The sequence below is a fragment of the Herbidospora sp. NBRC 101105 genome (assembly GCF_030269205.1).
Classification (GTDB): domain Bacteria; phylum Actinomycetota; class Actinomycetes; order Streptosporangiales; family Streptosporangiaceae; genus Herbidospora; species Herbidospora solisilvae.
Genome location: NZ_BSSX01000003.1, coordinates 300,859 through 313,834, shown reverse-complemented (window position 1 = coordinate 313,834; position 12,976 = coordinate 300,859). Strand labels below are relative to the sequence as shown.

5 protein-coding genes are annotated in these 12,976 nt (G+C 70.8%); 1 reads left to right on the top strand and 4 read right to left on the bottom strand.

The window, feature by feature from the left end; all coding sequences use genetic code 11:
- The 3 genes from QSK34_RS15350 to QSK34_RS15340 all read right to left on the bottom strand — a co-directional run bounded on the left by QSK34_RS15350 (position 1) and on the right by QSK34_RS15340 (position 10,302).
- Positions 1 to 510 carry a hypothetical protein gene (locus tag QSK34_RS15350; protein WP_285584617.1) on the bottom strand — a complete coding sequence of 170 codons (510 nt, stop codon included), beginning with the start codon at positions 508 to 510 and terminating at the stop codon, positions 1 to 3.
- A gap of 62 nt (positions 511 to 572) precedes the next feature.
- Positions 573 to 9,449 (bottom strand): DUF7927 domain-containing protein, encoded by an 8,877-nt coding sequence (locus QSK34_RS15345; protein WP_285584615.1) that lies wholly within the window; start codon positions 9,447 to 9,449, stop codon positions 573 to 575.
- Positions 9,442 to 10,302: a COG1361 family protein gene (locus QSK34_RS15340; protein ID WP_285584613.1), complete on the bottom strand. Its 861-nt coding sequence runs from the start codon at positions 10,300 to 10,302 to the stop codon at positions 9,442 to 9,444. The genes QSK34_RS15345 and QSK34_RS15340 overlap by 8 nt, the downstream gene beginning before the upstream one ends.
- A gap of 253 nt (positions 10,303 to 10,555) precedes the next feature.
- Here QSK34_RS15340 and QSK34_RS15335 point away from each other — a divergent pair, with 253 nt between their 5' ends.
- Positions 10,556 to 11,098 (top strand): hypothetical protein, encoded by a 543-nt coding sequence (locus QSK34_RS15335; RefSeq protein ID WP_285584611.1) that lies wholly within the window; start codon positions 10,556 to 10,558, stop codon positions 11,096 to 11,098.
- Here the strand turns inward: QSK34_RS15335 and asnB are convergent.
- Positions 11,082 to 12,920 carry an asparagine synthase (glutamine-hydrolyzing) gene (gene asnB / locus QSK34_RS15330; RefSeq protein WP_285584608.1) on the bottom strand — a complete coding sequence of 613 codons (1,839 nt, stop codon included), beginning with the start codon at positions 12,918 to 12,920 and terminating at the stop codon, positions 11,082 to 11,084. The two genes, QSK34_RS15335 and asnB, sit on opposite strands and share 17 nt — an antisense overlap.
- Positions 12,921 to 12,976 lie beyond the last annotated feature (56 nt).

Genomic DNA, 12,976 nt, shown 5'->3' with positions numbered 1-12,976 from the left:
TCAGAGCGTGGTGGCGATGTAATTCAGCGTGCCCGTGTAGGTGTCGGGGCGGACGAACGGAATGGTGATGCGGTAGTTGTTCGCGATGATGTCGCCCGTGGGCGCCGACGCCGACGCCTTGGTGTCGACGACGACCGGCGTTCCCGGGTTCAGCGGGGTGAAGGTGCCCGCTTGGGCGGGCCCGCTCACCTCCAGCAGCGAGGCCGGGATGACGTCGGTGCTGCCGGCGATCGACGGCAGCAGGTTGGGCGTCGTCGGCTGCACCGTGACGGTGTAGCCGGCGAAGTTGTTCGTGGTCACGCGCATGGTCACCGGGGATCCGGTGGTCACGACCGCGCCCGGCACACCGGTCAGGGTGAACGACGGGGTCAGCTCGGTGAGCGTGATCTCGTCGGTGACCACGACGATCGCCTCGGTGTTGCCGGTGGCCGTGTCGGCCGCGGCGGGCACGGCGTGCAGCACGCCCGCGACGCAGGCGAAGGCCGCGCACGCGATTTTCATGTCAGGCATTTGTGCCATCCCTTTCAATTAACCTCGACAGCCATGATCACCGCGTTTTCCCGCAGTTAAACTCACGATGTGCCGGCAATGTAGTCGAGGGTCACTGAATAGTTTCCTGTCGGGACAAATGGAATATCCACCTCATAATCATTCGAGAGCGAATCTCCGATTTGCGCCGACGGTCCCGGCTGCCGGTGCACCACGATCGGCGTCGTCGCCGACAGCGGCTCGAATCCCGAGGTCTCGGGCGAGCGCACCTTCAGCGCGGAGATCGGGATCGAGGCGCCGGTGACCGGCGAGGTCAGCGCGGACGCCGACGACCGCACGGTCACCGTGTAGCCGGTCGGGCTGTTGGTGATGACGTTCATCGTCACGATGCCGTCGCCCCGCTGGGTGGTGTCGGGCGGACCGGTCAGGGTGAAGCTCCTGGTCAGGTCGGCCACGGTGATGCTCTGGGCGATCACGGTGATGGTCGTCGAGCAGCGCGGGTCGGCCGAGCCCACCGCACAGTTGGAGCCACGGGTGGGCGACGTGATCGTGGTGGCCAGAGAGCCGTTCCCGGCCGCCGGGTCGATCCGCACCGAGTAGGTGACGGTCGCGGTCGCGCCCTCCACCAGGTCGCCCGTCCAGATCAGCTCACCGTCGACGGGCGAGACGAAGCCCGTGGACGCCCAGGCGTCGCCGCCGTAGATCGCCCCGCCGATCGGGTCGGTGTAGGTCGCCCCCGTGTACGGCGTCTGCCCCGTGTTGGCGACCGTCACGGTGTAGGTCACGACGCCCCCGGCGACGATGCTCGCCGCGTCGGCCCGCTTGGTGATCGTGAGCTGCGGCGTCAGCACCCGCACGGTCGTCGAGCACGACGGGCCACCCGGACAGGTCGCGCCCCTGGTCGGCGACACCACCTGCTGGATGAGCCGGCCGTCGCCCGGATCGGGGTCCTTGACGCGCACCGAGAAGGTGACCGTGGCGACCGCGCCCACGGCCAGGTCGCCGGTCCACGACAACGTCGGCTCGGCGTAGGCCGCCACGCCCGAGGTCGCCGTGGCGTCGCCGTTGTAGTCCGCGTCGTTGAGCACACCGATCAGGGACGTGCTCCAGGTCGCGTCCTGGTAGGGCGCCTCACCGGTGTTCCTGGCGGTGATCGTGTAGGTCACGACGTCGCCCGGGGTCGCGGTCTCCCGGTCGGCGACCGTGGTCAGCGTCAGTTGCGGGATGAGCACGGTGACCGTGGTCGTGCAGGCCTGGCAGTCGAGACCCGGGGTGGTCGAGGTGACCTCGCTGGTCAGGGTGCCGCCGTCGCCTCCGGGATCGATCACGGTGATCGAGGCCGTCGCGGTGACCGACTCGCCGGGGTCCAGGGCGCCGTTCCAGGTGACCGAGCCGTCGGCGTTGAAGGTCAGGCCGCCGGTGCTGACCTGGGCGTCGTTGTTGTACTGGGCGTTCGCCAGCGCGCCGGCCAGCGACAGCGTGAAGTCGGCCGGGGTGAAGGTGGTGCGGCCGTTGTTGGTCGCGGTCACCGTGTAGCGCACGACGTCTCCCGGCATCGCGACCGTCCGGTCGGCGGCGGAGACGACCGTGAACACCGCCACCGGCACGTCGGTCTCGCAACGCGGGTCGGTCCCGCAGTTGCCGCCGACCGTCGGCGAGGTGATCCGGCTCGACAACATCCGGTCGCCCGGGTCGGGGTCGCGGACGGTGACCGAGTAGGTGACCGTCGCCGACTGGCCGGGGGCCAGCGCGCCCGTCCAGGTGAGCTCGCCGGCCGAGAAGCCGACGGTCCCCCGCGTGGCGCTGCCGTCGTTGTTGTAGACGGCGTCGTCGAGCACCCCCGCCAGCGCGTCGGTGAACGTGGCCGCTGGATAGTTCGTCTGCCCGGTGTTGGTGACCGTGACCGTGTAGGTCACCGTCCCGCCCGGCGCCGTCGACTCCGGGCTGACCGACTTCACGATCGTCAGCGCCGGGGTGAGGATCTGGACGTTGCTCGTGCAGGCCCCGCACGACACCCCTTCGGCGTCCGACGTCACCGTGTTTGCCATGATCTTGTCGCCCGGGTCGGGCGACCGCACGGTCATCGTGTAGGTCACCGTCGCCGACGCCCCCACCGCCAGGTCGCCGGTCCAGGTCAGCACCGAGTCGGCGAAGGCCACCGATCCAATCGTGGCGGCGGCGTCCGCGCCGTACACGGCGTCGTCGAGGGCGCCCGCCAGCGGGTCGGCGACGCCGATGCCCGTGTAGGGCGTCTCGCCGGTGTTCGCGATCGTGATCGTGTACGCCACCACGTCGCCCGGCTGGGCCATCGCGCGGTCGGCCGTCTTGGCGATGGTGAGCTGCGGCAGCAGCACGGGCACGTCGATCGCGCACACCGGGTCGGTGCCGCCTGCCGGGCAGTTCGAGCCCGGCGCGGCCGACACCAGCCGGGTGACGATCCGCCGGTCCCCGGTCGGCGGCGAGTTGACGGTGAACATCGCCGACACCGTGACGCTGCCGCCGACGGGGACGTCGCCCGTCCACATGAGGTCGAACCCGTCGACCCACAACGTCCCCGAGGTGACCGTCTGCTCGCCGGTCGGCGTGACGTCGCCGACGAAGCCGCCGACGGGGATCGCCACGCTGATCCCTCGGTAGGGCGTCTGCCCGGTGTTGGTGAACACGGTGGTGAGCTGCACCGTCTCCCCCGGCTTGACGGTGGCCGCGCTGGACGACGCGGTGATCTCCAACTCCGACACGGTGACCGTGGCCGAGCAGCGCGGGTCGGCGCCCCCGGCCGGGCAGTTGCCCCCGGGCGAGGGGGAGGTGAGCGTCCCGGTGAGCAGGTCGTCGCCGGAGCCGCCCGCCGGATCGACCGTCACCGAGTAGGTGACGGTCACCGTGCCCCCGGCCGGGACGTTCCCCGTCCAGGTCACGTTCGGCGAGGTGAAGGCGGCTGTGCCCGACGTCGCGGACAGGTCGCCGTTGTACGACGCGTCGTCCAGCACCCCCGTCAGCGGGTCGGTGAAGGTCGCCCCCACATAGGTCGTGGCGGCGGAGTTGGCCACGGTGATCGTGTACGTCACCACCCCGCCCCGCACCGCCGACGACGGGTCGGCCGTCTTGGTGAAGGTGAGATCGGTGGCGTCGGTGACCACCACGGTGACCGCGCACGGCGTGTCGGCCGATCCCGCCGGGCAGTTGGCGCCCTTCGCGGCCGAGGTCGTGACCGCGGTCAGCCGCTCGTCGCCCAGGTCGGGGTTGTCGACGACCGCCGTGAAGGTGATCGTCGTACTGGCGCCGACGGCGAGGTTCCCGGTCCAGGTGAGCGTGGGCGCCGTGTAGGCGACCGACCCCGACGTGGCGACGGCGTCGCCGCCGTACGCGGCGTCGTCGAGCAGGCCCGCCAGGCCGGTGAGCGCGGTGGCGCCCGTGTAGGGCGTCTGGCCGGTGTTGGTGATCGTCGTGGTGAAGGTGACGGTGTCGCCGGGAACGGCGGTCTGCCGGTCGGCCGAGGTCGCCACGGTCAGCGCCGGAGTGAGCACGACCACCCGCGACGTGCAGGCCGAGACGCAGGTGCTGCCGGGCTCGGCCGAGGTGACCGCGTTGATGAGCTGCTTGTCCCCCGCGTCGGGGTCGCGGACGGTCACGCTGTAGGTGACGGTCGTGGTGGCGCCGACGGCGAGGTCGCCCGTCCAGTGCAGTTGCGGCGTGGCGAAGACGGCCGTGCCCGCGGTGGCCGACGCGTCGCCGTTGTAGACGGCGTCGTCGAGCAGGCCGGTCAGGTCGTCGGTCACGCTGATCCCGGTGTAGGGCGTCTGGCCGCTGTTGGTGATCGTCGTCGTGTAGTGGACGACGCCCCCCGGCTCCTGGGTGGTGGTGTCCGGCGTGGTGGTGATCGTCAGGGCCGGGATCAGCACGTCGATCCGCGCGGTGCAGGCGGGATTCGTGCCGCCGGCCTGGCAGGAGCCACCCGGAGCGTCGGAGACGAGCGTGCCCCGGATGATCTTGTTGCCGGTGTCGGGGTTCTTCACGGTCAGCGTCCCGGTGACGGTCACCGTGCCGCCGACGGGGATGTCGCCCGTCCAGTTGATGCCGGTCGGCCCCAGCACGAGGGTCCCCGAGGTGGCGACCTGGTCGCCGTTCGGGACGGCGTCGTCGATCACGTCGAGGCTGGAGGCCGACACGGTCAGGCCCGTGTAGGGCGTCTGGCCCGTGTTGGCGAACGTCGCGCTCAGGTGGATGACCGAGCCGGGTGTGGTGCTGGTCTCGGTGTAGGCCTGGCTCAGGGCGAGGCGGGACAGGCGTACCGTCGACGAGCAGCCGGCCGGGCAGGTCGACCCGGGGTCGGTCGAGACGACCGTGCCGGTGATCAGCCCGTCGCCGGGGTCGGGGTCGCGGACCGTCACCGAATAGGTGATCGTCGTGGTCGCGCCGACCGCGAGGTCGCCCGTCCAGGTCAGGTTCGGCGCGGTGTACGACACCGTTCCTGACGTGGCGGCGGCGTCTGCGTTGAAGACGGCGTCGTCGAGGAGCTGGGCCAGCTGGTCGGTCAGGGTCGCCCCCGTGTAGGGCGTCTGGCCGGTGTTCTCGGCCGTGATCGTGTAGCGGATCACGTCGCCCTGGACGGCGGTGGTCCGGTCGGCCTGCCGGGTGATCGACAGGCCGGGCACGAGCACGTTCACCACGGCGGTGCAGTCGGGGTTCGGCGACCCCTGCGGGCAGGTGCCGCCCAGGACCGGGGACACCACCGTGTTGGACATGAGCCGGTCGCCCGGGTCGGGGTTCTTCACGGTCACCGTGTACGTGATCGTCGCCGTGGCCCCCACCGCGAGGTCGCCCGTCCACGACAACACGGGCGCGTTGTAGGCGACCGTGCCGGAGGTGGCCGAGGCGTCGCCGTTGTAGACGGCGTCGGGGAGCACGCCCGTCAGCGAGTCGGTGAACGTGGCCCCCTGGTAGGGGACCTGGCCGGTGTTGGCGGCGGTGATCGTGTAAGTGACCGTGCCGCCCGGTGTCACGGTCGGCGAAGCGGCGGTCTTCGTGAGGGTGAGCCGGGGTTGCAGGATCGGGACGGAGGTCGTACACGACACGCAGTTCAGGCCGGCCGTCGTCGAGGTGACGTTGCCGGTCAGCGTGCCCGTGGCCGGGTTGTTCACGGTGACCGACGCGGTGGCGGTCACCGACTGGCCGGGCGCGAGCGGGCCGGTCCAGGTGATCGTCCCGTTCGGGTTCAGCGTCAGGTTGCCCGAGGTGGCGGTGGCGTCGTTGGCGTAGGTCGCGTCTCCCGCCAGGGCCAGCGTGAAGTTCGCCGCCGGATAGGTCGTCTGCCCGGTGTTGGTGGCGGTCACCGTGTAGCGCACCACGCCGGTGGGCGTCGTGCTCGACACGTCGGTGGCGGTCGTGACGGTGAGCCGCGGCACCAGGGTCGTGACGCTGATCGTGCACGGGCAGTTGTTCCCCGGGCTGGCCGAGGTCACCGTGTTGGTCAGCGAGCGGTCACCGGCGTCGGGGTCGCGGACCGTCACCGAATAGGTGATGGTGGCCGACGCGCCCGCGGGCAGGTTGCCCGACCACGACAACGTCGGTGCACCGTAGGTCACGGTGCCCGAGGTCGCCGCCGCGTCGTCGTTGTACGTCGCGTCGTCGAGCACTCCGGCGAGCGCGTCGGAGAACGTGGCCGGGGAGTACGCCGTCTTCCCCGTGTTGGTGACCGTGATCGTGTAGTTCACGGTCGCCCCCGGCGTGGGGTTGGCCGTGTCGGCGGTCTTGCCGATCACGAGCGACTGCAGCGTGACCGTCGACCGGCAGCGGCTGTCACCGCTCGACACGGCGCAGTTGGTGCCCGAGGTCGGCGAGGAGACCGTGTCGGTCAGGATGCCGTTCCCGTTCGTCCCCACGGTCACCGAGTAGGTGATCGTCGCGGTCGACCCGGCGGCCAGGTTGCCGGTCCAGGTGACGTTCTGCCCGGCGAACGACGCGGTCCCGAGCGTGGCGGCGAGGTCGCCGTTGTAGGCGGCGTCGTCGAGCACGTCGGCCAGCGCGTCGCTCAGGGTGACCCCGGTGAAGGCCGACGGGCCGGTGTTCGCCACGGTGATCGTGTACGAGACCGTCGACCCCGGCACCGCGGCCGACTGGTTGGCCGACTTGGTGATGACCAGCGGCCCGGCCCCCACCGTGATCGACCCCGACCTGGTGTCGCTCTGCCCGTTCGTGTCGGTGACCTTCACCGTGAAGGCGTAGGTCCCCTGCGTCGTCGGGGTGCCCGAGATCAGGCCGGACGTGGTGTTCAGCGTCAGCCCCGGCGGCAGCGTGCCCGAGGCGAGCGAGTAGGTGTAGGGGGCGGTGCCGCCCGACACCGACAGGGGCAGGTTGTAGGCCACGGCCACCTGCGCGGCCGGTGGCGACGGGATGGTCAGCACGGGCGGCGGCAGGATCGTGACCGTCGCCGCCCGGGTGTCGCTCTGCCCGCTCGCGTCGACGATCCTGACGGTGAAGCCGTAGCTGCCCGCCGACGTCGGCGTGCCCGACAGCAGGCCGGTCGACGGGTTCAGCGTCACCCCCGGCGGCAACGATCCGGCGCTGACCGACCAGGTGACCGGCGCGGTGCCGCCCGTCATCGTCAGCGGCACGTTGTAGACGACGTTCACCTGCCCGCCTGGCGGCGGCCCGAAGGTGAGCTGCGGGTTGGCGTTCGGCGTCACGGTCGTGGACGCCGTCGACGGCAACCCCGTGCCCGCCGCGTTCACCGCCGCGACCGTGAAGGTGTACGACGCCCCCGCCGTCAGCCCGGTCACCGTCTGCGTCGTCGCGGTGGACGGATAGGAGACCGGCGTCTGCGCCACCCCGTTGAGATAGGGCGTGACGACGTAGCCCGTGATCGTGCTGCCGCCGTTCGACGCCGGAGGCGACCAGGTCAGCGTGGCCGACAGGTCACCGGCGGTGGCCGAGGTGATCGTCGGCCGCCCCGGCACGGTGTAGGGCACGACCGCGTTCGACTGCGGGCTCGCCGTCCCGGTGCCGACGGCGTTCACGACCGCGACGGTGAAGGTGTAGGAGGCCCCGGCCGTCAGGCCGGTCAGCGTCTGCGTCGTCGCGGTGGAGGGATAGGAGATCGGCGTCTGCGCGACGCCGTTCAGGTAGGGCGTGACGACGTAGCCCGTGATCGGGCTGCCGTTCGGCGCGGGAGCCGTCCACGTCACGGTCGCGCTGGTGGCGCCCGCCGTCGCGGTGGGAGCGGCCGGCGTGCCGGGCGCGGAGGTGTAGGTGTAGGCGGCGGCCCCCGCCACGCCCTGAGTCACCACCGTCACGGTCACGGCCGCCGCCGAGGAACGCGACGGCATCGACGGGATCGTCAGCGTGCCGTTGGCGTTCGCGACGAAGCAGTTCGTGGTGATCACGCTGGAGCACGGCAGCAGCACGACCGGGGTGCCGGCCTGCTGCTCGGCCGTGGTGCCGATCTCGATGGCGGTCGCGCCGCTCAAATTCGACCCGCTGACGGTCACGCTGCCGCCGCCCGCGATGGTGCCGCTGGTGGTCGACAGGGTGATGCCCGACGGCGCGGCCGGGATCGTGCCCGCCGTGGTGGTGGTCGCGATGCCCGGGTTGCCGTCGTTGGAGGAGACCGTCACGGTCGAGCCGGTCTGGACGGTCGAGGGCGTCACCGCGTTTCCGGTGACGATGCCGACGACGGTGATCGTCGGCAGGGTCGTGCCGCTGGGGAACGGGGTGGTGGAGTTCGTGCAGGTGATCTTCTGGCCTGACGGCGCGCCGCAGACCCAGCCGTTGCCGAACGCGCCCACGGGCACCACCCCGGCCGGGAGGGTCTCGGTCACCGTGATCGGCAGCGTCTCGGCGGCGCCCGTCGCCGACACCACGGGCCTCACCGTGTAGGTCACCGGGTCGCCCGGCTTCGGCGCCGAGCCGTTGTAGCTCGTCTGCGTGACGGCCAGGTCGGGCACCGGGTTGAGGCTGTTGACCACGACGTTGTCGATCTCGTGGAAGTCGGTGACGCCGCCCGTCGAGGCGACCCAGCCGAACGCGAGCTGCCGGGGGATGCCCGCCGCCGTCGTCCACGTGGGCGACGGGTAGAGGCTCGACGACACCGTGGGGAGCGCGCCCGTCAGCGTGCGGGCGGTGCCGCCGACCGGGGTGAACTGGACCACGTAGGTGCCCGCCGCGACCGACAGACCGGCTGCGGTGGTCAGCGTGCTCGACGTCGGGTTGATGGCGATCGCGACCGGGACCGCCGACGCCGCCCGGGTGGTGCCCCGCAGCCGCAGGGCCGCCGAGTTCGTCGAGGTGGCGGTGCTGTTCAGGGCGCAGTAGCCGACGGTGCCCGCGCCCGGCCCGCGCACCACTACCTGGCCGGGCACGGTCCCGGTGGTCGAGATGTAGGGCGGGTTCGTGCACCCGGTGCCCTGGTAGGAGGCGTTGCTGAAGTTGCCGTACGCGTCGAAGCCGAAGCCCAGATAGGCGTTGGCCAGGCCCGCGCCGGTCGAGAACGGCGAGTATCCCAGCGAACCGCCGGGCCGCCCGATGGTGGCGGGCGGCACCGGGTTGGCCGGGTCGACGGCCGCGGCGACGAACGCCATGCCGTCGGCGCCGCCGCCGCCGTACTGGTACATGTTGAACGTCACGTCGAGGCCCTGTGAGGTCGGCACCGACGTGGCGCCGAAGATCCCGCCCTGCTGGCTGGTGACCGCGCTGGTCAGCCGCAGCGCGCCCGAGCCGTTGACCTCGGTCGAGGTGGTGCAGCTCTTGAGCCCGGTCCCGGTGGTGTTCCCGGCGGCCGACAGACAGGCGACGTTGCTGCCCGTCGACCCCGAGGGCAGCGCCGGGATCGACACCGGATAGGCGGGGTCGATCGTGTTGTTCTTGAACGACTGCACGAACAGGGTCGACCCGGCTGCGTAGGAGACCGACACGGGGACGTGGACGGCCGTCGCGACGAGGGCGACGGCGAGCACCCGCTTAAACACGGCTGCCACTCCCCGCCAGCTCACGCGCGGCCGACTCGACCCGGCGCCGGTACCGGTGCCGGACGACGACCCAGATCAGCACGCCGCCCATCACGACGGCGACGAGGGCGACGACCAGGTGCAGCGGGAAGACGACCACCTGCACCGTCCGGGTGTTCCCGCCGGGGACCGCCACGGTCACGTCGCAGAAGCAGACGAGCGGCGGGTCCCAGGTGGCCGCCACCTCGCGGGTCGCGCCGCGCACGACCGTGAAGTCGGGGAACGACACCTCCGAACCACCGGCCTGGACCTTGAGGCGCTCCAGCCCCCGGAAGTCCCGGTGCACCGTGCCGGTGCTGCGGATCCGCGCGGTGATCGGCACCGGCCCGCCGAGCACGAACCCGGGCACCTGAAGGTCGGCGATCTCGGCCGACCTGTCGATCGCCCCGGGCACGGTGACGAACACCGGCGCGGCGATGCCCCGGTTGATCCGGATGTTCGCCGTGGTCTTCGCCGCCGGGACCTTGAAGATGACCGCGAACTGGTGGTCGCCGGGCTCCGGGCTCTCCGGCACGACCACCCGCAGCGTCACCGGCCGGGTCTCCCCCGGCGGCACCGTCACCTGGGCCGGCTCCACCTCGGCCCAGGCCGCCGCCGCGTGGGGCGCGCCCGGCTGGAACCGCATCGCTCCCGACTCACCGGCGACGAAGTCCGATTTCTCGACGGTGACCTGGAACGTCTCCCGGCCCTTGTTGGTCACGTCGAACCGGTGCTCGGAGGTCCCCGCCGCCGGGACGACCAGCCGGGTCGGCGTGACCTGCATCGAGAAGGCGGGCTCTGGTTCGGCCGCCCGAACCGGTGTGCCTTGGGTCAAGAAAAGACACAACACGACGAGGAATCCCGCCGTGCCGCCCCGAACCGAATTGACCATCCGCAATGCCCCCCATAGCGATCAATTCGAGAAGGTAGTCAATCGACCGCCAAGAGCACTGCTCTAGATCGTCCGTGGATTCCTACTCTCCATTCATGGTTTTCGGCGGGGTGGTATTCCGTAAAGCTTCCCCCGATGCGCCTTACTTCCCCCAATTGGGTATATGGGCCGGAGGGCAGGGATATACGGGGGAGAAATGAGAAAAAGCATCGCCGCGCTGGCGGGACTGATGTTCGCGGCCGTCACGCCGACAGCCGCGCTGGCGACGGAGGGTCCGGGCTTGACAGAGGTCTCGATCAGGGTGCTGCCCCCCGAGGGAACCGTGGACCCCGTGGACCCCCCGGTCGAGCCGGACGGGCACCAGGGAAAGCCGGTGAACCATCACGTCGACGGCATTCAGGGCAATGTGGACGGCCTGAACTTCGAGACCGGGTCGGACAACTCGGACATCAACCGCGATTCAGAAATGCATCGCGATTCCGGGGTGAACGGCGATTCCGGCGTACAGCGCGATTCCGGCGTTCACGGGGATTCGCGGGCCGAGCGTGATCCTGGCCTCCACGGTGATTCGCAGGCCGACCGCGATTCCGGTGTCACCGGGGCCAAGCCCGAGGAGTTGCCCTTCACCGGGATGAACGGCGACGCCCTCCTGGTCCTCGCCCTCGCGGGCGCGGTCGCGTCGCTGGAGGGCGCCGCGCTGATCGTGCTGACCCGTCGCCGGTTCAGACGCTCACCTTGACCTCGTAGTCCTTCAGCCAGGCGTCGAGCTGGAGCAGCCGCTCCAGCGGCGGCCTCGGCAGCGGCTGGCCGTCGGACCGGCTCACCAGCCTACGGGCGTCGACGAGATCCATGATCTCCTGGCTCGGCAGGTAGTCGCCGAGCAGCAGCTCGCGTGCGGCGTCGCGGAGCGCGACTCCGTAGGTCGGGTCCTGCGTCGAGGGGTAGGGCGACTTGACCCGGCGCAGGATCGAGTCGGGCAGGATGTCGGCGCAGGCCGCGCGGAGCAGGCTCTTCTCCCGGCCGTCGAACGTCTTCATCGCCCAGGGCGCGTTGAAGACGTAGGTGACGAGGCGGTGGTCGCAGAAGGGCACGCGGACCTCAAGCCCGACGGCCATGCTCATGCGGTCCTTGCGGTCGAGCAGCATCTGCACGAACCGGGTCAGGTTGAAGTAGCTGATCTCCCGCATCCGCGCCTGCAGCCCGGTCTCGCCGGGAACACGCGGCACCTCGGCCATCGCGTCGTGGTAGCTGTCGGCCTGGTAGCCGGGGATGTCGAGCATCCGCAGCAGATCCTGGTCGACCAGGTCCAGGTTCAGCTGGCCCACGACGTCGCCGACGGCCAGCCACGGGAAGGTGTCGGCGTTGACGGCCTTGGGGTCGTGGAACCACTGGTAGCCGCCGAACACCTCGTCGGCCGACTCACCCGACAGGGCCACCGTGGAGTGGCTGCGGATCGCGCGGAACAGCAGGTAGAGCGAGGTGTCCATGTCGCCCATGCCGACCGGCAGGTCACGTGCGCGCAGCACCGCCGCCCGGACGGCCGGCTCGATCAGGTCGGCCGAGTCGAGCACGATGTCGGTGTGGTCCGACCCGACGTGCCGCACCAGGTCGTGGGCGTAGGGCCCGTCGGGTGTCGAGCGGGCGGCGTCGGGCTTGAAGTTCTCGGTGTAGCCGGTGAAGTCGACCGAGAACGACCGGACCCTGCCGAGGCCCTGCGCCTTCAGGTCGTGCGCGGCCAGCGCGGTCACGGCGCTGGAGTCGAGCCCGCCCGACAGCAGCGTGCACAGCGGCACGTCGCTGATGAGCTGGCGGGCGATGATGTCGTCGAGCAGCCCGCGCACGTTCAGCACCGTGGCCGGGATGTCGTCGGTGTGCTCGTACGACGTGAGCCGCCAGTACCGGCGCTTGGTGACGCCCTCCCGGCGGATCTTGACGATCTGGCCGGGGCGGACCTCGTACATGCCCTTGAAGATCGCCACCTCGGGCGTCTTCACGAACGCGAGCATCTCGCGCAGCCCGTCGGCGTCGACGACCCGCTCGGCCATCGGGTTGGCCAGGATCGCCTTCGGCTCCGATCCGAACAGCACCCCGTCGTGGGTCGGGTAGTAGTAGAGCGGCTTGATCCCCATCCGGTCGCGGACCAGGATCAGCTCCTCCTTCCGGGTGTCCCAGACGGCGAAGGCGAACATGCCGTTCAGGTGTTCGGCGAGGTCCTCGCTCCACTCCAGGTAGGCGTGGAGCACGACCTCGGTGTCGCTGTACGTCCGGAACGAGTGCCCCCGCGAGACCAGCTCGTCGCGGAGCTCCTGGAAGTTGTAGACCTCACCGCTGTAGGTGAGCACCGCCAGGTCGCGCCCGTCGGCCTCGGCGATCATCGGCTGCCGTCCTCCGGCGAGGTCGATGATGGCGAGGCGCCGGTGCCCGATCGCGGCGTGCGGAGAGAGCCAGAGCCCCTCGTCGTCGGGCCCCCGACAGCTCATCGTGTCGGTCATGGCCTGCGCGATCTCGCGTGCTCCCGTCAGATCGCGCTCGTAGTCCACCCAGCCGGTGATTCCACACATGCTCCCGATCCCCCAATCGCTTGCACACCTGAGCCAACCGCCGATCGGGTGGCCGG

Bases quoted from the DNA above. Each gene is read 5' to 3' on its own strand.
- QSK34_RS15335 (WP_285584611.1), top strand. From the start codon at position 10,556: ATGAGAAAAAGCATCGCCGCGCTGGCGGGACTGATGTTCGCGGCCGTC.
- asnB (WP_285584608.1), bottom strand. From the start codon at position 12,920: ATGTGTGGAATCACCGGCTGGGTGGACTACGAGCGCGATCTGACGGGA.
- QSK34_RS15350 (WP_285584617.1), bottom strand. From the start codon at position 510: ATGCCTGACATGAAAATCGCGTGCGCGGCCTTCGCCTGCGTCGCGGGC.